This window comes from Aeromonas sp. HMWF014 (assembly GCF_963878295.1).
GTDB classification, from domain to species: Bacteria; Pseudomonadota; Gammaproteobacteria; order Enterobacterales; family Aeromonadaceae; genus Aeromonas; species Aeromonas popoffii.
In genome coordinates, this window is the sequence record NZ_CAWNYS010000339.1 from 1,911 (window position 1) to 23,462 (window position 21,552).

General features: G+C 54.8%; 7 protein-coding genes, 1 tRNA gene and 4 pseudogenes. 6 read left to right on the forward strand and 6 right to left on the reverse strand.

What is annotated here, in order from left to right; all coding sequences use genetic code 11:
- The 3 genes and pseudogenes from hcp to galE all read left to right on the forward strand — a co-directional run.
- Window positions 1–1,130 (forward strand): annotated as a pseudogene (gene hcp, locus AAC083_RS14240) (hydroxylamine reductase); the annotation flags it as partial.
- A 210-nt stretch (window positions 1,131–1,340) separates the two neighbouring features.
- Window positions 1,341–1,609, forward strand: a pseudogene (locus AAC083_RS14245) (2Fe-2S iron-sulfur cluster-binding protein); the annotation flags it as partial.
- 83 nt (window positions 1,610–1,692) lie between these two features.
- Entirely contained in the window at window positions 1,693–2,718 is a 1,026-nt protein-coding gene (gene galE, locus AAC083_RS14250; protein ID WP_108536945.1) for a UDP-glucose 4-epimerase GalE, read from the forward strand.
- 182 nt (window positions 2,719–2,900) lie between these two features.
- Here galE and AAC083_RS14255 read toward each other — a convergent pair whose 3' ends face one another.
- Window positions 2,901–3,650, reverse strand: coding sequence for a DsbA family protein (locus AAC083_RS14255; protein ID WP_042037087.1), 750 nt, complete (start codon window positions 3,648–3,650; stop codon window positions 2,901–2,903).
- Window positions 3,651–3,848: 198 nt separating this feature from the next.
- On the opposite strand from AAC083_RS14255, the gene AAC083_RS14260 reads away from it, so the two are divergent.
- Window positions 3,849–3,936, forward strand: a tRNA-Ser gene (locus tag AAC083_RS14260).
- A gap of 212 nt (window positions 3,937–4,148) precedes the next feature.
- Here the strand turns inward: AAC083_RS14260 and AAC083_RS14265 are convergent.
- From AAC083_RS14265 to AAC083_RS14285, 5 genes and pseudogenes are all read right to left on the reverse strand, one after another.
- A pseudogene (locus tag AAC083_RS14265) lies at window positions 4,149–4,304 on the reverse strand (transposase); the annotation flags it as partial.
- A gap of 224 nt (window positions 4,305–4,528) precedes the next feature.
- Complete coding sequence (locus AAC083_RS14270; RefSeq protein ID WP_219927894.1) at window positions 4,529–7,408, reverse strand: RHS repeat protein; 2,880 nt, start codon at window positions 7,406–7,408, stop codon at window positions 4,529–4,531.
- A 35-nt stretch (window positions 7,409–7,443) separates the two neighbouring features.
- Entirely contained in the window at window positions 7,444–11,877 is a 4,434-nt protein-coding gene (locus AAC083_RS14275) for a SpvB/TcaC N-terminal domain-containing protein (RefSeq protein ID WP_108536946.1), read from the reverse strand.
- A 55-nt stretch (window positions 11,878–11,932) separates the two neighbouring features.
- Window positions 11,933–15,652 carry a Tc toxin subunit A-related protein gene (locus tag AAC083_RS14280; protein ID WP_146181680.1) on the reverse strand — a complete coding sequence of 1,240 codons (3,720 nt, stop codon included), beginning with the start codon at window positions 15,650–15,652 and terminating at the stop codon, window positions 11,933–11,935.
- Window positions 15,653–15,682: 30 nt separating this feature from the next.
- The gene (locus AAC083_RS14285; RefSeq protein WP_108536948.1) at window positions 15,683–18,907 is read right to left on the reverse strand and encodes a Tc toxin subunit A; all 3,225 of its coding nucleotides are present in this window, start codon (window positions 18,905–18,907) and stop codon (window positions 15,683–15,685) included.
- A 306-nt stretch (window positions 18,908–19,213) separates the two neighbouring features.
- Here AAC083_RS14285 and AAC083_RS14290 point away from each other — a divergent pair.
- Window positions 19,214–20,353 (forward strand): annotated as a pseudogene (locus AAC083_RS14290) (IS3 family transposase).
- 211 nt (window positions 20,354–20,564) lie between these two features.
- A complete protein-coding gene (locus AAC083_RS14295; protein WP_258224699.1) occupies window positions 20,565–21,326 on the forward strand; it encodes a LuxR family transcriptional regulator in 762 nt (253 codons plus the stop codon).
- Window positions 21,327–21,552 lie beyond the last annotated feature (226 nt).

A 21,552-nucleotide genomic window follows, 5' to 3' on the forward strand; every position in this document is an offset into this window, starting at 1 on the left:
AAAGTGACGAGGTGGCCGCCGAATTCCACCGCATCATGAGCTGGCTCAGCACGGACCCGAGCGAAATGGGTCGGCTGTTCAACTGCGCCATGGAGATCGGTCAGCTCAACTTCAAAATCATGGAGATGCTGGATATCGGTGAAACCAGCGCCTTCGGCCACCCGGAACCGACTCAGGTCAGGGTCACTCCGATCCCCGGCAAGTGTATTCTGGTCTCCGGCCACGACATGATGGATCTCAAGCTGATCCTGGATCAGACCAAAGGGACCGGCATCCATGTCTACACCCACGGCGAGATGCTGCCGGCGCTGGCCTACCCCTTCTTCAAGCAGTACCCCCATCTAGTGGGCAATTACGGCTCCGCCTGGCAAAACCAGCAGAAGGAGTTTGCAAACTTCCCGGGCGCCGTGGTGATGACCTCCAACTGCATCATAGATCCCAACGTGGGCGACTATAGCGACCGCATCTTCACCCGCTCCATCGTCGGTTGGCCGGGCGTGACTCATCTGGAAGGTGATGATTTCTCCGCCGTGATCGCCAAGGCGCAAGCGCTGGAAGGCTTCAGGCACGTTGAGCTGGAGCACTTCATCACCATCGGCTTTGCCCGCAACGCCCTGATGCAGGCCGCACCCGCGGTGATCGAGAAGGTCAAAGCCGGGGAGATCAGCCATTTCTTTCTGGTGGGTGGCTGTGACGGCGACAAGGCCGAGCGCGCCTACTTTACCGAGTTTGCCAAGGCTGCGCCGCGCGACAGCCTGCTGCTCACGCTGGGTTGCGGCAAGTACAAGTTCAACAAGCTCGACTTTGGCGACATCGGTGGCATTCCCCGTCTGCTGGACGTGGGTCAGTGCAACGATGCCTACTCCGCCATCCAGCTGGCACTGGCGCTCTCCGAGGCGTTCGAGTGTGGCGTCAATGACCTGCCGTTAACCCTGGTGCTCTCCTGGTTCGAACAGAAGGCCATCGTCATTCTGCTCACCCTGCTGGCGCTTGGGGTGAAAGACATTCGCACCGGCCCGACCGCACCGGCCTTCCTGACTCCGGCCCTGCTCAAGGTGCTGGAGGAGCAGTTCGGCCTGAAAGGGACCACCACGGCTGAAGCAGATCTCGCCGAGATCCTGGCTGCCTGAATCCGGTGATACCGCAGGCCATGCCGGCCTGACCATCTCGGCAGGTTGTAAGCCTTTGGCGAGCCTGATGGCTCGCCTTTTTTTCAAAGACCCGTGTTGCAAAAGCATGTGTTCAAAATGAGGAGCCTTGTGATGACCTCCACCTCTCTCACCCTGCGCTGCATCGGTCGTCGCGCCGACACCCATGATGTGGTGAGCTGGCAGTTCGTGCCGGTTACTGCCGTCAGCGGCCATTTCTGGCTGACCTTCAAGAAGAGCGGCAAGAAGGTGAAGATACTGCCGGGGCAGACCCTGCTGGTGGCGCTGGCGAGACCATGATGGCCTCCTGCCGCGCCGGAGTGTATGGTGCCTGTCGCTGTACCACGACCGGCGAGATCCAGCGGCAGAGTCGGGTGACCCTGACTCCTCAGCATATTGAGCGCGGGGTGGCGCTGGCCTGCTCCTGCACCGCCAGGGGGGATGTCAGCCTCGACTATTGAGGGCTCCATGAGTATCTCGCCCTTTTCCCGTTGTGGCTGGGCGGGTACACTCAGCCGAGTTTCACCAGAACACGGGATAAAAAATGACAATATTGGTCACGGGCGGCGCCGGTTACATCGGCTCCCATACCCTGGTTGAGCTGCTCAATGCCGGGCAGCAGGTCGTGGTGCTGGACAACCTCTCCAACGCCTCCCCCGAGTCGCTAAAGCGGGTCGAACGGATCACCGGCAAGCCGGTCACCTTCGTCGAAGGCGATGTGCTGGACAGAGCCTGCCTGCAGCAGCTGTTTGCCGCCCACAAGATTGAATCCGTGATCCACTTCGCCGGTCTCAAGGCGGTGGGGGAGTCGAGCCAGATCCCGCTCACCTACTACCAGAACAACATCACAGGCACCCTGGTGCTGTGCGAGGAGATGGCGAAGGCGGGCGTGTTCCGGCTGGTGTTCAGCTCCTCCGCTACTGTGTATGGCGATCCGGCCTCTGTGCCGCTGCGGGAAGATTTTCCCACCAGCGCGACCAACCCCTATGGTCGTTCCAAGCTGATGGTGGAAGAGATACTGCGTGACGTGTCCAAATCCGATCCGCGCTGGGCCATCGTATTGCTGCGCTACTTCAATCCGGTTGGCGCCCACGAGAGCGGCCTCATCGGTGAAGATCCCAACGGTATCCCCAACAACCTGCTGCCGTATATCAGCCAGGTTGGCGTCGGCAAGCTCAAGGAGCTGGGGGTGTTTGGCAACGACTATCCGACCCCGGATGGCACTGGCGTGCGTGACTACATCCACGTGGTTGATCTCGCCCTCGGTCATCTCAAGGCGCTGGCCCGCATCGCTGCCGATAGCGGTGTGTTCACCTACAACCTGGGTACCGGCCAGGGCTATTCCGTGCTGCAGATGATCACTGCGTTCGAGGCGGCCAGCGGTCGCACCATTGCGTACCAGATCAAACCGCGTCGCCCCGGTGACATAGCCGAGTGTTGGGCCGAGCCGCACAAGGCTCGTGACGAGTTGGGCTGGCAGGCGGAGCGCGGGCTCGAGCAGATGATGATCGACACCTGGCGCTGGCAAAGCCAGAACCCGAACGGCTATGCTCCTACTGCGAAGCCGTGATCAAGGATCATGCGCTGCTCGGGATCCTCATTTATTCATATAAACTCCGGTCCCTTTCGCTGCTCTTCGCCTTGCTGACAGCTCCTCGCGACGGCCCATCAGGGCTGATGGGCTGAAGCCTGAATAGCAAAACGCCTCGGCATCGTAATGCCGGGGCGTTTTTTTATGTGCGAAGGGCTGGGTTACTGAATGCTCTTGCCCGCGCGCACATCCTTGATGAAGCCTTTCAGGCTTGCCAGATCGCGAGGGGCGCCACGCAATATCTGGTCGCCTATGATGAAGGCCGGTGTGCCTGAGATGCTCATGGCTTCGGCCAGCGCCCGGTTGGTGCCGAGGTTCTGATCTATGCTGCCATCCTTGATCTTGGCCTCGACCTTGCTCCAGTTCACCCCGGCCGCTTCTGCCAGCTGCTTCACCTGGGCCTCATCGGACAGCGGGCCCTGATGGGTGTACAGCTTCTCATGGAAGGCCTGGTATTTGTCAGGCTGACCCAGTTGTACCGCCAGCGCAGCACGGGCGGCGAAGTAGGAGGTCTCGCTCAGGATGGGGAACTGCTTGTAGATGTAGCGGATATCTTTGTCTTCACTCAGCAGTTGCTTGATCAGCGGATGGGCGCGCTTGCAGTAACCGCAGTTGTAATCGAAGAATTCGACCACGGTCAGGCTGCCCTTGGGATTCCCGCTCTCGGGATCTTTATTGGCATAGAGCTGCTTGGCATGCGCCTGGATCAGGCTCTTGTCGTTGGCCGCCTGCTGGCTCTCCTGCTTGGCGCGCAGGGCATTGGACATCTCGACCAGGATTTCCGGATTCTTGACCAGATAATCGCGCACTATTTGCTCGACATCGCTCTTGGTCAGCTCACTTGCCTGAACCGGCGCAGCAAGCAGGGTGGCGCCAGTCAGGGCGCAAAGCAGGGCATGTTTGATTCTCATAAGTCCATCTTGCTGGGAGTTTCGTGATGGCCACTATAGTGGGTGAGTCTATTTTCAAGTCAAGTTATCTGGTTAAAAAAGCGCTGATAATGCCCCGTTAGTCGACTTTATTCGTCATTTAGACCAATAAATCAGCAAACGCACCGCGAGGGGATTTACAAGCCGGATCGCCATGGGTAATATTCGCCGCACTGTCGCGGAGGGGTGGCAGAGCGGCTGAATGCACCGGTCTTGAAAACCGGCGATGGGCGACCATCCGTGGGTTCAAATCCCACCTCCTCCGCCATCTATATAGCCCAACTGGTTGATTCGGTTGGGCTTTTTTCTTGCCTGAAATTTGGGTATGCCATTAGGTGTTGGCTGTCTTACTCTTTGATAGCACTCCTTTGGACAGGTCATTGCGTTACTCCCCTCTATTTCCCCAAAGCAAGAGAGGGCGGCTGGCTGTAGAACTTCTAGTTCTGGAGTTCCTCACTGATTAGTCAAGTTATGGGGTGACATCGTGGCATCCATGCCACCGAATTTGGCGCGCCACTTGTAAAAGGTGGCGGAGCTGATGCCATGCTGGCGGCAGAGTTCCGGTACAGGTGAAGCTGATTCGGCCTGTTTGAGGATGGCGATGATTTGGGCATGGCTAAAGCGTGATGTTTTCATGTAGAACCTCCTGCAATCACAGTATGGGAAAATTCTACTTATGAGCACCCCGGATTTTCGGGGGATTACCGTGGGTCGTCGATATCCTGTCAAAAAATACTCGCCGAACACATCAAATAAATAAAAACAGGACCTTGAATGACATTTTAATTAATGTCTTTGTTTAAGGTCCTGTACATGATGTAACGCTAATTAAGATGCGGATTCATATAGTTTAGTAAAAGCTACTCCATTCTTGGAATAAACTTTTTTACCTCACTAATTAATTCATTTCTGTTTTTTATATTTATATCTTTAATTTGGTTGAGTGCCTCTGTTCTGCCTTTGTGAGTTATGTCTGATTTTTCAAGATGTGTTTTTACTACTGCATTTGATTCATTAACGATTTTGCCTACTGAAGATGCCGCCCAAGCGGCCTGGGCTACTATTATTGGTATAGTCGCTACAGGCATTAAAACCTTTGCCGCGGTCAGTACTGCATTACCTGCCAGACCAATAGACACGCCCACTGCCGCGGTGTCTTTGACCTCATCAATAATTATATTTTTAGTGTCCATTAACTCCTTGATCCCTTCTTTATCTACCGTAGTGACAGTACGGAACCCCTTAACAGCCTGGAAAATACGTGTGGGGATATTGTTTTGTGCGTCAGAAATTGATTCTTTTATTATGGGTTTAACGTCCAGTTGCGAGATGTTTCCTGTCTGAGAAAACTCGGCTAATGCAGTAATGTTTTCCTTCTGATTCTTGATGGATTCATGTGCAGGCAATTTACCTTGGCTAAGGTCACTAAGAACACCCCCCCTGCCAGAGAGATTTTTACTAATCTTTTCCATCAGGGAAAACTTGTTTTGTTTTTCCGTGTGTTTGACATTTAGAGCATGAATTCGATCATTTCCAAAAGAGGAAGATGATGTCTGTTCAACTGATTTTGGCGGTGCCGAATGTTTATAGACCTCATAACCCATAGTTGCAGCTGCCGCAGCACCTGAAGCAACTGCTTTCCACATCAGCCCCTGAACATCGAATCCTGATGACGGATTATTTTTAACCATTCTGAACAGGTTCAGCCCGTCCACTGTGCCCGCCGGGTCCGCGCTCAGCCACCGTCCCACCCACGGCTGATAATAGCGATACCCATAATAGTACAGCCCCGTCGCATCGCGTTCCTTGCCTGAGTACCGCACTGTCTTGTAGTTCGCTTCCACCGCGCTGCGGGCGGTCCACACTGCCGTACCACCGTACGGATAGTACTCCTCCATGCTGATGACGTTGCCAGTGCCATCCAACTCAAGCTGACTGCTGCCGATGAGGTTGTCGTAGCTGTAACGCATCTGGTCATTGTGTGTTTCTGCCGGCTTTCCACTCTCCCAGTGGAGTACCCGCACCTGCGCTCGGCCGGCTTCGCCCACGGTAATGACCTGCAGACTTTCGGTTTCCGTTTTACCGCTTTTCGTGCTGCGCAGCTCTAGCCCCGGCAGGTACATTGCCTGCTGCGTCTGCATGCTGGCATTCGTTTTCTGCACGCTAACCTTCAGGAGTCGCTGGCTGCCCGAGTCATAGCGGTAGCTTTCACGGTCATCCTCACTGCCATTACGTACAACTGGCGTTACCTTCAGCAGCTCGCTACGTGGTGTCCAGACCAGACTCAGCCCCGGCAATAGCTGCATCTGCTGGCCGCCTGGTGTGAACAGCGCGTCCACGTCTGAAGGATTTTCCGTCAGCGTGCTCAGCACACCCCTGTTGCTGCGGTTGCTGACCGTGATGTCCATGGTGTAACTGTTGTTGGTGGCCGGGGCGCTGTGGCGTATTTGCGTCAGGTTGCCAGATTCGTCGTAGGTGTACGTTCGGGTGTAGTTTGTGTATGTGGAGCTGTCAGTGGACAGGGGAACGGTAACAGGTGGTAAACCGCTGCCCTGCTGGCCGGCATTCGCCATCTCACGCCCGGTGGCGCTGACCAACTGGTATAGACTGTCGTAGGTATAAGTGTTTTCCGGCACCACTTTCTGGTTACGCCAGAAGCGTGCCTCTTCAGCATCGTTGCTGATTTTCAGTACGTTGCCCACCGGATCATACGTATAGCGCAGGTCCTGCAGCACCTTAGCTCCAGAGATATGCTCGGCAGGGCGCTCTGTTTTAATCCCAGTGAGGCGCTGCGTCTCAGCTTCATACGTGTATGTGGTGACCACGCCGTTACCGTGTACCTCACGCAACTTCTGCCCAGCGGCTGAATACGTCAGAGACTCCACGATAACTTTCTCTACACCATCTTTTTTCACCGTCAGCCAACTGCCCGACAGCAGGCCCGCCACGTCGTACGCCACCCGCTGCCTATTACCTTTTGCATCCGTGGTGGTCAGCACCGACCCGGTGGCGTCCGCAGTGGTCAGGGTGGTATATACCTCACCATTCAGCAGGTCATTCCAGGCGGACACATCTGCGCCCTGCCAATCGGCCACGACGTCGGGGCTATCCGCGTTCTTCAGCAGGCGGCGGGTGACAGATAGCGGCTCGCCGGTCAGTGCCACGCTGTCCATCTGGACCAGACCAGCGGTATCATAGTGACTGACGCATTGTCCGGCCAGGTTCATGACCTTCTCTGCATCAGTGTTGCCGGCATACACGAACCGCTCAGTAATCCGAGCGTCTTCATCGGTGACTTGCTCCGTGATGCTCAGCGGACGACCGGGTAGTGACGTTTCCTCATATTGCCAGGTTCGGGTCACGGCCTGACCGCTGTCCTGCGTGCCGTCATCCGCAGTGCGGATATTGCTGACCTCGATGAACGGCCGGCCAGCGGCATCGCTCAGGGCCAGAGTGGTCCCGTCATCGGCGCCCTGAGCACGAAGATTGGTTCCGTAAAGGTCTGTAAGGTAGCTGAAGTTCACCCGCCCGGTATCGTGTAGGCGTGGGTCAGCGCTCTTCGTTAGGAAGCCTCGGGCATCGAACTGGTGGCGGGTGACACGATCATCCGTTACGCGCGGCGAGCTAGGATGGCGGTGGTACGCAATGTCACGGACGGTCAGGCCACGGTTGTCGAGGACCGTAACCGTCGGGGTGTTGCTGTAAAGCGATGTGTTCATTATTTTTTCCCATAACGTCATGATAAAAACCGGCAGGTGAACTGCCGGTATCCGGTTCACTCTTTGTTGCCGTCCGTCACGAGGGTGTCATTTTCATCCTCACTAACCACGAACCAGGGGGTGAATTGCGCTCGACGTAGCCAGCCTTTAGCGGTAATGACCTGCCATTCTCTCCCCAGCGGATCGTAACAGTGGGTGTCTGCATGCAGGTCCCGACGCGCACTGTCATCACTGACATAACGCCAGTCATTGAGGAAATAGGGTTGATAGGTCCGTATAGGTTGCCCTTTATTGTCGTACTCAGTCCGCCCGGTAACCGCCCAGCGAAAGTTGGTCGCGTCATTCAATAGGCCCCCCATCTCGTCCACATTTAGACTGCCATCTTCATTGCGCTGCCATGCATTTCCGGCCTCATGACGTACCGCCATCTGTAGAACCCGACCAAATCCATCGCTAAACGTCACTTGTTGACGGATTTGTTGTTGTGAGTCGCAGTCGTACCGGTCAGTCACCAACGCCAATCCATGGGGAGGTAAACGTGACGTCTCGGCAAGCAAGCGACGTAGCGGTGTTGACAGGGCGCTTGGTCCATTTCGGATGCCAGCCAGTGCCCGTAGTCGGCCATCCTCGGTCAGAATTCGCTGAGTCAGGGCATCCGTGTGCGTCAACCCGGCGCGCGTTAACTGTATCTGACTGACCACGGGCATCCAGCTGTCTGGCACGTAAACCTGACAGCTGGCCACGGGGAGCGGCGCGGTCAGTTGCAGTGCCTGGTCTATATTTTCCGGCAGCGTAATGGGGAGTTGACTGTAGCCGATGTCTCGTCCTGCTTCTGTGCCCCAAAAGCGGCTTGAGGTCACTCTTCCCAAGGCATCCAATGTCAGAACACTGACGTTATCATTCACATCTGTGAGTTGGTTTGGTATCAGAAAACGGTAGTCATAATGGGCAGAGGTGGTGAGCCCAGCGGCATCCTGGTGTCCTGTCACCACACAGTGATGGAGGTCCCAAGTCAGGGTACTTGCCCCTGTCAAGGCCGTTTCACGAAAAGCCACAGGACGCCAGAAGTGCGCAGCCGAGTCATAAACAGTGTGACCTAGGCGAGCGGTCCATAGCAGAGACTCCCCGGGACGGGCAAACAGATAGTCAGACTGCTGATAGCCGGCCGCTGTCAGTTGGTCGGTGGTAATGCTGTCAGACAGGCTCAGCACGATATCTTCATCGAAGATGGCGATATCGGTAAAGGCGACCAGAGCCTGAGGCGTGGGACTTTCGGTGGTTGGGATCCCCTGAATGTCCTGATACCAGATCTGCTGTTGCCCAATAAACGCGTAAGGCTGCGAGTCTGCAATCAGACTGCCGCTGTCCTGCAGGCTTTCCAGCGTCACACCGGCAACAGGGAGGCGTGCGTCAGCGTATGTAAAGGCATCCCCGCGTGACCTGTCCGGTAAACCCAGTACCCGGATGCCGTTGTCTGTATCAATCTGGTGATGCCAGCTGTATTGCTGCAGCGTCAGCCGCAGCATCGCCTGCTGCTCATCGTAACTGCTGTCAAACAGGGTCGGCGGTATACTGTCCGGGTAAGGGCTGGTTGCTGGTTTGGCCCGCCGTGGGTAATTTACCGTCACCTGACGTAATGGCTGCCCATACGCATCACTGGCCAGTACGATAAGTTGTTGGCATTGTGGGTCATTGATGATGCGCTCATAAGCATATGTCCGGCTTTCGGCACTGGATGGCCAAGCCACCACAGATGGGCCATCCGTTTCAATCAGACGAACCTGCAGCCGATTTTCGGTAACCGTATAGGGCACGCTGGTTTGCGCACTCTCGTCCATCCCATATACTTCACTGCGCAGTAGCATCCCCTTCATGGCTCGGTTCAGCCAGAAAACCTCGTTATCTTCTGGCGTATAGACCGATTCCTCCTCCCCTTCCCCTATCGTTAGACGGGGAAAAAACGGTCCGAAAGCCTGCTCGTCAGCCTGCCAGTATTCATCTGGCAACTGCTTGTCGACAATAGAAAAGCCGGTCGAAAACCACTGGCGAGTCAATGTCGGCAGTGTCCGTCCTGCCCCAGTCCCCTGACTGGTCATCAATTCAGAGTCTTGTACCTCAACATATCCGAAGCCACGAAACTCCCGCTCCCGACTGTCCCAGACACCATGTCGGTAACGCGCTTCGCTGACCACTTTGTTACCCGTCACCTCATCCTGCCACTCACTGCGCCACAACAAGTGCAACGGCAACGGCTGGTAACTGGCCGGGGCCACATCTCCCTGAGATTGACGCAACGCCTTTTCATCCAACCAGAATTGGGCTGCACTGCGGTAATGCAGGTTGTGCTGAGCCCCCATGTTGTTGTTCATCACGTTTAGCAGCCAAGGCTTGGTGAGGGTCAGATGGCAGACCCAGTGCTGCGGTGTCGGGTGCGGACGGCTCAGCAGCAGACTCGCCACCCCCAGCCCTTGGATATCTGCAACCTGTAACTGGCAGGTTCGGTCATAGGCCACTCCGTCAGGGAACGTTACGCTAAACGGAGCCGCAAAGCGGTTACCGCTTTGATTCAAATAAATTTCCAGCCGGTCGGCATGCGCATAAATCAGATCCGTTGTTCCAGAACCATCAATATCAGCCAGATAGATCTGCTGTGGATTAAACGTGGTGGCTGGTTGACTGAAACCGTCAATGTCAATCGGAGCGCCAAACCGCCCTTGCCCCAAGTTAGGCCAGCATGTGACCCCATTTGAGCAAATTTGTACCAAATGGGGCTGCCCAGACCCCAGCGGATCGCCAAAGGCCACCAGCGTTTGCGGGTCAGCATCAGGAATAGGCAGTATCACCCCGGCAGATTGCAACACCGTTTGCGCCGGCTGCCAACCTGACCCCGTCCCGGCGTAAAGTCTAACGCTGCGGGGACCAATCATTACAACATCAACCCGCCCGTTTCCCAGCATGCCTGCTAACTTGGCACGAGGATGTCCATACTCCACCGGTAATGCCTGCAGAGGGGCAAAATGTTGCCATCCTCCCGACACAGTTTGGTCGTAGACCCCAGCGACACCAGAATGAGTGACCACCCACTGCGGTCGTCCCTCACCTCTAAGGTCGAGCAGCATGGCCCCCTGTTGCTGCGAAGGAATGGATGGTAATGGGGTTGCGGCTGCCCAGGTGATGGCCTCCTTGTCATCACTGCTCGACTGTCGCAGCGGAGCGCGGTACCACCAGGCACCCTGGTCCTGATACAACACGCCAGCCACCCCCTCTCCGTGCAAGTCAATCAGTTGATAAGGGTGTTGAGCATTCAGGTTTTGCAGGTCATGGCAGACTTGCCAATCGGGCTGTGCGGGGGGGGAGAATGTCTGCCAGCCAAACTCCAGCGGAGGCAGAGTCCGTAATGTGCCGTCTTCATCAGGCTCATAGGCTACCTGACGCGTAGCGGTAAGCAGACTGACGGTGGGCGTTTCTTCATATTCCAGCAGCAAGCGGTTGACCAGCGTGGGTGTTTCATCATCCAGAGCCTGACCAGCCAAGGTCTCCAGTCGATGGAACATCATGACCTGACGACACAGGCGGCGGGTGCGAACCTCAAAGCCATACTCATAGCGAGAAAAACTGTCCTGTCGACATAACCAGTCCCCCAAAGAGGCAAAGGGGGGTATATCAGACAGAGCCAAACTTCGCTCGCCATAGTCCAGTACCAGGCAGAACAGCCAGTCCTCTGCGGACAGGGCATTTGTCCTCAGCCCAGGAGGCTCGCGCCCTGCAGTCAGGTTGCCGTAGTACACTGCGGTGAGGTAGCGCTGCGCAAAAGCCGAAGGGTGGGCGCTGATCTCATTGGGCGTGCTGCCTGCTTCGTCTTCAGCCCGGTAACGGTAATAGCATTGCTCTCCGGTCACGGACACCGAAGACTCCAGCAGCCATTGTGCGGTTTGCTCGGGGTTCTCCGGGTTGGATAACCGGGCGTGAGGGTTTTTCCCCAGCAGGGCGATATGACCATCCGGGGCATACTGCACCCAAAAATCCTCGGTATTCCCCTCCCGCGAGGACCAGTATTCAAAACGACCAAAGTCTTGCTCGATTCGTGAGCGGTAGGTGGTGACAGCAAACTCCGCCCCCAGTGCAATGCCCAACAAGGTGTCACGGAAACGGGCACCTGCATCATGACTGACCTGCACCAGCACTTCACCGTCTGGCCCCACAAACTCATCACTGTCTTGGTAGGTGGGCACGCCCTCGCGGGTTCGGCGACTGATGCGTGGCAGGCTCAGGTCCCACCCCATGCCAAAAGCCCCATTACCTGCATGGCTACTGTAATGCAAGGCCAGCGTAGGGGCTTCCCCTCGGCCAGCAGAAATCGGCAGCGGAAGTGTCAATCCGGCCGCGCCGTCAGGGCCGATAGCACTCAAAGTACCGTTCAACCCCGTCAGGCTACCTCCCCCCTTGGGCAGCGTGGGTGCACCCTGACGCAGTTCATCTGAATTTTGCATAGCTAACTCCCGACAGACCGCCCGCAGGCGGTCTGTCTTATTCAAGTGGAAGGGGTTACGCCTTGTCGCGCAGGATGTAATGGATGTGGAAAATAATATCGCTCAAGTTCTCCACCGTGGCGTATTGGGCTGCAGGTGCCCCGTCTTTCTTGACGTTAAACAATGTCAGTGTCAGCGTGCCGGTGGTGGGGTCTGCCCCCTCAAACGGCAGGAGCTGACTGCCCTCGAAATTGGTGACAAACCGGCCCGAGTCATTCATGCCGTGAGACAAGGTGGCTATCTCATCGCCCAACTGCAGGGTGGCCTCGATGTCCTGGTAAGGGCCCAACAGTGTCGGCAAGGTCACCGCGATATTTTTAACGAATCGCGTTTTTGTGTGGTCGTCCATATTGTAAGACTTGTCCAGCCCCAACTCGGCTAGCGTCAGTTCGGCAATGAACATGCCATCCGTCAGCTTGAGCTCCACCCCGCGAGTGGGTGTATCCGGCTCATCGGCCAGTATTTGGCTGATGGTCATCCGCAGGCTGCCACTGGGCTCCTCGCGCTGGGCTGCAAGAGAGACCGTCCGGGTCGCCTCTAGTCCTTTGGCGCTGTTTTCCAGCCAGATATTGCTCAGTTTCTGCAGCTCCACATTCAGACCTTCGCCCGCCAGCAACCCCTGCCACAGGTCATCCCACACCGGGGTTCTGAACAGTTTGTCAGTCAACCCCTTGCCCAGCTCCTGCTCCAGAGCCGCCCGGGCCTGCAGGCAGACGGGGAGCGTCGCGTCATACTGTTGGTAATACAGGGCGGACAATCGACCCGCCAGCCAGTTATACAAGGCCTGCCCGGTAAAACGACTGACCTGCAGCTCGTATTGTTCCTGGGCGTTGGCCGCCTCCAGCTCGTTCAGTGCCATCTGTTTTTGTGCCATGACGATTTGCTGTTGCAAGCTGTCAATCTGTGCCGTCAGTTGTGCTTGCTCTTTCTCGGCACTATTGCGCTGCAACATCCATTCTTCCGCCCGACGCTGATAACCGGCGGTGATGTCGCTGATAGTGGCCGATTGATCCAGGGTATGGGCGAGGGTCTGGGTGACCTGCGTGGCTGCATGCAGTGGCGCACCAAAGTCGCCGCCGCCATTGGCCAAGCCAAAGGTATTTGGCACGGCACTGAGCGCCCCGCCGGCAATGGCGGTGCCTATCGATACCAGGTTACTGGCCATGCTGGTACTGCGTAGCGTCAGTGCGGTGATTTCACCCGCCGAGAGCCCGCCATTGAGCAGGTTGTCGTAATGGGTCTTATGCAGCGTGGCCGTCTCGTGACTGACCCTCAGGGCTTTAAGACTTGCGGTGAGGCTGTCAAGATTTTTCTGGGCCACCTCCTGCTGCTGGCCCAGCACCGATACCTGCTGTGTCTGCAGCAACAGGGTCATTCGCTCATTGTCCTGCCGCTCCAGGGCGTTTTGCAGCGAACTGCCAAACTGCATCAATTGAGAGACCGCCGAGCGGGCAAACTCGGAGAGCAAGGGGTAGCGCCAACCGGTGGCTACATGATTGCCTGGTGCAACCTCACCCTGAGGGCCATCCCCGCCGCTTTGCTGGCGATGCAATTCTGCCGGATCCATCGGTGTGGCATACAGCCGCAGGCTCAGGGGTTGGCCGTTCAGGCTCAGGTTGTGGCGCAGGTTATACAACCGCAATTCAAGCTTGTCCCAGTAGGCCAGCAGGGCGTTGTTATAGGGTGGCAGGAAGTGGCCGTCGCCCATGTCGTGAGCATCACCAGCTCGCAGCCACTGAACGAACGTCACGGGCTCGCCAGCGGTCAGCGGGGTGGTAATATTGCCAGCTTCCTCACTGAGTGTCGGAGCAGGCCAGCTGTTGGTCTGACGGATATCCGGACGGGGGCCCAATAACTGCTGGGCCTGCATATAGTACATTTTGGCTTCCGCCAGCGTATCGCGCTCTAACTGGCGATATAGCGTATCGCCACGGGTAATCAGCAGGTCAAGGGTGTGCAGGAAAATGGCCAGCTTGTAGTGCATCGGGTCAGCCATGGCAATCGCATCCGGGTCACTGCTGGGCAACAGTTCGCTGTCCCAGCCGGTGTCGTGCTGCAGCGGGTAACAGTTCCAGTAACGAGGTGCATCAGTATTATCCAGCAGCAAGCTTCCATCGACATCGCGATAGCCAGCGCTGTTGAAAATATATTTATACCAAGTATACGCCTCTTCAAAGCGCTGTTCGGTTTGCAAGCGGGTGGCGAACAGGAACGGGAGATGGAAGAAAATTTCCCACAGGCACAGTCCATACGGTCCGGTAAATGCATCACCACCTTTAATTGGATGTGGATAATTAGCTGAAGATTTGTAAAGCCATGTGCCTTCCTCTGCAATCATTTTTTGATTGTTGTAACTCAGGAAGCTTTCAATACCATTCTTCAGTAAACTGTTCAGTGAGACTGAGGGAGACGCGACAGTGAAAGCGGTATGGCCTGAATTTAAATTTAGCCAGACATTTAGATTGTCATCTACTTTGAAATTGCCGAACTGCCAAGTATTTGGCTGTGCATTTTCAAGAGACATAATTAACGGGTCGGAGTGTTCCACATAGTCATCGAACCTCCAACCGCCCAATGCATATATTTCGCCGCTATCGAATGGAATCGCTATTGACTTGGTTTCATGTTCACCTATGGTTAGGAGTCGCTCTTTTACTTTATAGTACGAACCATGATCTTCGAGGGTGAATACTGCCAGACCTAACATATATGTAGGGTTGTTAATTTTCGTCACGCTGACTGTCAGTGCCTTTCTCCTGTCGTCCCACTTAACAGTGCCGTTAACATCGTAATACCAATAACCGCTATTGCGTTCAATATTATAACTGCTGAATTCTACAGGAATAATAGGACCCCACCCATCTTTCGGGGCGGAAAGCCTAAGCTGAATCGCGTCTTCATACTGCTCCCATTGCCCCTCATGCCTCATGAGCCAACAGTGAGAGACTTCAACATCTTGAGCGGTGCCCCCTGAGGATTGGATTCTCTCCATTGCACTCCATAAGCAGAGCACGCCTTGAGGGCTATTCGTCATAACAACACTATCATTAATAGGGGATTTTATTGCTGCTGGCAGAGACTGCCAGCAACTCCAGTGGATGGGCTTGCTAAAATCATGGATAGACTTATCCAGCCAGACCTCACGCCAGTAGTATTGGCCATTATTCTGTCGGCCAGTAATGTATAGATGGGTTAGCTCCGAGTTCGCAATGCTGGCGCAAAGGTGTTTTATACTAGCTATCCTGTCAAAGTTACTGACGTAATTTAATAAAGCATTTTCCACCAAGTTGGCAGTCAGCTTTCCTCTGTTTACGCTATTCTCCGCCTCTTTGAATTGTGAGCTTTTATTGGTTCTTAATGTCGGGTTAATATAATTACCGGCATAAAAGCGCAGCTTCTCCTTGCCTGCCCAAGTGCTGTAACGTTTGTTATAGCGGTCCCAGTTAGCCAAAAATGCATCCTCGGCGAACCAAGATTGTGCGGTTGTGGCCAAATTTCCGTCATAACCTTCCATTGCCCGGTGAATGGCTAACTGCAGACTGTTAATGCCTTCAGACAATGGCGTGGTAATAACATGGTCGCTGATTTTGGTATCCAGCAGAAGGTATTCGTACAGGTCATTGGCGTTATTGATGTTGCCGCTACAGCCACTGAAATCATGGTTGGCGATATAATGGCTGACCAGTGCATCCCGGCGGGCTTCTTTCAACTGCTGAGTAAACAATGCGGAAGACATGGGGTTATCCTTCTAATATCAGTTTCAAGGTTAACGCTGGCTAATGCCGGCACTCAGGTTGCGGCTGACGGACTTAATCAGGTCGCATTTTTCGGCCTCTGGGGTGGGGTGCATCATGGTCTGCAGGTCACCAAGTGTCGCAGCTCCCACATTCAAGGCAACGCCGGTGCGTAACCAAGTCAGCAATTGCCAAAGCGAGGCGAAATCCTGCGGCCAGCCCGCGTAAAATAAGTGGGCCATCACCTGCTGTGTGGTGGTTTCATCCTGCTGGTGCATGGCGGCAATCAGACCATGTGCAGCCTCGGCGCACATGCCCTTTTCGTTGAGCTGCTCTAGCAGACGCAGAGCTTCATCACGGGATACCGTGACCTGGGTTTGCCAGGTTTTGAAGCGTGACAACAGCAACAACACCGCAAGTGATGGTGAGGGGGGCTGGCTCCAGTCGCCATGCAACTGAGTGGGGGTCTTTGTCAGCAATTGTAAATCCAGTTCCGTCAGCGATAGCCAGTGTGCAATCACCACCAGTTGACTGAGTTGCTGGGTCCAGGTGACCAGGGTTGTCTTTTGCTGCAATTGATCGATGGACGCGTTGCCATTGAATAGCGCCTGAATGGACTGCCAGTAGGCATCGACGGTAAACACATCTTCATCATCACCGCTGCGCAAGGCGGTTTGCCAGTCCAACAACCTGGCCATGACATTGGCCTTCAGGTTGAAACCACTGGCCAGTGTGCGATGCAATTGTTGCGCCAGGGCGGGATCCTCAGACGGTGGTTGATTTGAGCGCGGATGAACGCTGTTCATGATGGTCTGCAGGAAGGTGAACATTTCTGCTGTTGCCGTGGCGCTGTGTTGTTCACTGACCATCCCTTGTAACTGCACTAGATTAAGGCCGGTATCGTGCATCCAGGCCAGCACTTGCTCGGTACGGGCGATCAGAGTTGGGGCGTTGAGTGTGTCTGCTGCTCCCAGTTGGCGCAGCAAGCTATCCTGCCCTCCCGCCATTAATCGCCACAGTTGCTCTGCTTGGGCAAACGTCAGCCCCAGCATGCGAGGAATGGCACCAAAGCGGTAAAGCCTGCCAGCATTCCCCGGGGTGAGGGTGATAGAGTCTTGGGGGCCGCCAAAGCAATAGGCCGTAATTCGAGTAAATTCGTCACTGGTCACCCCGAGTGCCTGATAGCAGATGGCTGTGAGCTCTCCTGTTGTGGTGCTGACATGCTGGTTTAACGAAATAGAGCGATTGCCGTCCAGCGACGTGAAGCAGGTTTCGAAGAAGCTTTTTTCCTGACTCGGGGCATATGGGTTGATATCGCCGATAAAAGAGACAAAGGTATTGACGTCAATTCCGTAGCGCTGCTGCAAGCTGACGTAGGTCGCCAGCATATCGAGCACCGGTCTGTCCAACAGCGCCTTCAGCCCTCGAACGGGGTCGGCCGTACTGGCGCTGCGACTGGCATTGACTATCAGCCAATCCAGCATCTCGAACGAAAGTCCGGTCTGGTTCTTCAGGCGAATCAGTTTCCCAGCCCGCCCGGCCAGCTCTACGACCGTACTGTCCTGAAAGTTCAACGTCTCCCCATCGGACTGCACCCACAGGTAGTGGGGGGTATCTTTATTATTGATAGCCCCATTCAGATAGACGGCCCCATAACTTTGGACTGATGCATGGCTCGATGCGCCGAATTGCTTATAGCGGCTGGCGGGGGCATCGGCATTGCAAGTAAATGAGCGCTGAGCGGTCAGGCCAAGCAATTGATTAAACGTCAGCCCGGTTCTCTGACAATAGGTGCCAATATTGTTCAGCGTTGTTGCAAGGGCGGCTTCATTCTGCAACTTATTCAGACCATAGTGGGTGGTGACATTCTCCAAGGTCAAGTCTGCTTGCACCAGCAACTGAAAGCTGTTTGGAGTCAATTTGAGCGTGTTGCGAGTGGGCGGTGAGGGTTGCGTGTCTGCCCTTAGCGGAAATACCTCGGTGGTATCTTCCATCGGGGTACCATTGGCATCTTTGCAAAGAATAAAAGCCAGTGCCTCGCCTTCTGGCGCATCCAAGATCAGGGGATTTGCACCGTCCGTGGCTGGGGCTTCTGGCTCCCACCCAATGTAGCCTTGGGGGGTTTTGAGTTTGATGGCACCTGCGTCATGATGCGGCTCAATAGTCACCAGCAGATGGTGGCCAACGGACAACCCAGACCCGTTGAGATTATCCATCAAGGCATATCGTCCGGTCTGCCCGCTATTTTGACAGCTATCTCCCTTCAGAAAATTCGCCGTCAATGTGGTGCCTTCAACGGCAGTTTCGCCGCTTACCCCCAAATACAGCGTATTGCGGTTATGTTCTGGGACCCAGGTAAACCTTAATGGGACCGCCACCGACAAAGGCTGACCCAGCGTTAGATGCGCACTGTTCGTCGTGCCTGCTGTCGAAGGGCTGGAAAGGCATACAGCGGCATTCTGACCACTTTTCTTTGCCTTCAGATAAAATGTCTGGCCTTCATGCTGGCCTGCAATGACGCGAGGGGCTACAAAAAGGCGGGGTGATGCCATGGTGGCGAATGCCGCTCCCATGGCATCAGACAGTGTATCCCCCAAGCCATTCAAGGTGCGTCCCTGTGCGCTCAACGCGGCGTTGATTTGCATCAGGTTATCGTCATAAGGCAGGGTCATCGGATAGTAGGTATCCGCCAACGTCACCAGTCCGGCTTCCCCTCTCTGTAAAACCTCCAGCAGGATATCCAGTGCTGTCACCTGCTGGTTCATCGCGGCCTCGCTCAGAATAAGGCCTTTCAGGTCGGGGCGGCGTTGGTCAATGTGGAGCGCAGAATTGTTCTTATGCAGGGTCTTGGCAACCCTGTACAAAGCAGCCGCATAACGCCCCGGGGAAAAGAGGGATTGAATGGATGCGGCATCCGCATAGTCACTGCTGCGTGACAGCAGGTCAGAAAAGTCTCCATCCCCGGCAATATTGCGTTTCAGTGTTTCATGTAACGGTTGGGATGAGGTGGTCGAGAGCTTTTTCAAGCCGCCAATGACCGGCTCCTGACGCAGTTGCCAGGCACGATACAACGACCTGAGGTTTTCTGCCCGTTGCCGGGCTTCATGGTAGATGTGTTGTGACTCAATTTCCTGAACGTCGGGCAAGGACTGCACAAAAACCGCGCGCTCCTGACGAATAATATCAAAGACAGACTGATAGCCAGCGCGGTTTAACAACACAGCTGAAGCACCTGAAAAAAAGTTTTTTTCCGACATGATTGTTATCCTTGGTTAGTTGGTTAGGGAAAGTGTGAACAAGTGGATTTCGCCTTCATCATGAGTAACATGCCCACATTTTAAGAATCCATTTATGTACAGGGAATTAAGAAGAACTTCATTTAAGGCTCATTTCAAGGTCATGTTATTAATAGGTTTTTTGTTTTTAGATGGACATTGTTAGCCAAATTAACTGAGGCCTGTACCAGCCTCTCCATTATTCCGGTTCAGACAAGTAAGTCAGTGAATCGCGCCAATTCCCTAGACACCTTACAGCCTTAAAATGAGGTAATTATTGGAGGTGTTATGACCCGTCAGCGTTATCCAGAAACATTCAAAATCGAAGCGGTTAAACAAATCACCGAGCGCGGGTGCCCTGTGGCTGACGTTGCACGAGCCATCGGGGTATCCAGCTACAGTCTTTATGCCTGGTTCAAGCAGTACGGTAAGCCCGCTGAGCAGCGACACGAAGAGTCAGCCTTGCAAGCCGAGATCCGCCGTCTGAAAGCCGAACTGCGCCAAGTCACCGAGGAGCACAACATCTTAAAGGAGGGCGCCGGGGACGAAGCCAGCGAGTCAAGGAAAGGTACGCGTTCATAACCTCCCGACTCGACCGGTACAGTGTCGCTACCCTGTGCCAGACCCTGGGGGTTAACCGAAGTGGCTTCTACGCGTGACAGAAACAGCCCGTATCGCCACGACAGCAGGAGGACGAACGACTAACGGGGTTGGTCAAGCAATTCTGGCTGGAAAGTGGTGCTGTCTATGGTTATCGCAAGATCTATCGTGACCTTCGTGACTTGGGGGAAGTCTGCGGCAAGCACCGTGTGGCAAAATTCATGAGGCGAGAAGGGCTGCGTTCGCAAACCGGCTATCAGCGCCGTAAGGGGCATTATGGGGGTAAGGGCCCGCAGGCTGCTCCGAACATGCTGGCTCGTCAGTTTAAGGCCCCAGCCCCAAATATCTCCTGGGTGACCGACATTACCTACATCCGTACTCAAGAAGGGTGGCTGCATCTGGCTGTCGTGCTAGATCTGTTTTCTCGCCAGATCGTCGGCTGGGCAGCATGACGGCAGACTTGGCGGTTGATGCGTTATTGATGGTGGTTTGGCGATGCAAGCCAACGCAGCCGGTACTGGTGCGTTCGGATCAGGGCAGTCTGTTTACCGGTGGTGATGGCAGGACTTTCTGAAAGCCCACAACCTGAGTTGCAGTATGAGCCGACGTGGTAACTGCCACGACAATGCTGTCGCCGAGAGCTTCTTTCAGTTACTCAAACGGGAGCGGATAAAGCGCAGGATTTACCCGACAAGAGACGAAGCCCGCAGCGACGTATTTGATTATATCGAGATGTTTTACAACCCAATCAGGCGCCATGGTTCCAATGATGGGCTGTCGCCGGTCGAGTTTGAAAAGCAGTTCAATGTTCAACAACAGAGTGTCTAGAAGACCCGGGGAGATTCAGTCTTATGTACTGCGGACCTTAGAAGGTACTTTCATGCAGGTATATCTGAATTTGCAGGATAAACTGTGGGCAATCTCCGATTTTGTGACAGGTTCAAGTGTACAATCCGTTGACGCTTGTTAACATGCGGCATGTTTCCATGTTTGGCCACACGACCTTGTGCACGATCCTCATACCGTAGAAATGAATACAATGCATGCGCTTGATCTCATCGCCCAGTTCGAAACGGCCGCAGATCAGCGCACCATAGTGAGCCTGTTGCGTGAGCTGAGCGGTCGCATGGGGTTCGACTATTTTCGCCTTGCCCTGATCTTTCCCAGTACCATTCAGCGTCCGGACGTCATCATCTTCAACGGTTGTCCGCAATCCTGGGTGGATACCTACACGGCCAGCGGTTTCTTTGCTATTGATCCCATCGTCAAATGCGGCATGACCCAGAGCACCCCCATTCTGTGGGCTGATGTGGTACGCGATAACGAGAGTTGTGATGAACAGGGCCGGGAGCTGATGCAACTGGCCAGCGAGTTTGGCATTCGCGATGGCGTGACGTTTCCCTGGCACGGAGCCAACGGTCATGTGGGCCTGCTCTCCTTTATTACCAGCACACCTCTTACTAGGCAGCAGTGGCTCTCTGCGGTGCCTTTTCTCAGTTGGCTCTCCATGCATATTTTCGAGGCGGTAGCCCGGGTCTGTCTGGCCGGTCTGTCGCCCCAGGATGCGCTGAGTCTGCGGGAGCTGGAGGTGTGCAGATGGGCCGCGGAGGGAAAGCAGGTGAGCGATATTGCCCAGATATTGGGGATCACCCCTCGTACCGTGACATTCCACCTGAACAATGTGGTGAGCAAGCTGGGGGCCAGCAGCAAGAGTCAGGCCATCTCATGGGCTTTGAAGCAGGGGGTGGTCAGGTTGAACGTGGAGATGGCGCTGGTCGCCAATGTGGATGAGAAACAGTGATTTCATTGGCACTGAGCAAGTAGTTGTGCGATATGAAAAATATTAAATTTATAAAACAACGACTTACGGTGAAAGGGCCTATGGCGCACAACTTGTTGCGCGACATGAGTGAGGTTTGGTTGGGTTTTTTTATGTTAGATGCTGAAATGTAAGCATTAAAAAGATTGGCATGGTCGCTGCTAAGGGTTTGGTCGAGTGCTAGCTCATTTAACCCACCTATTTAGGA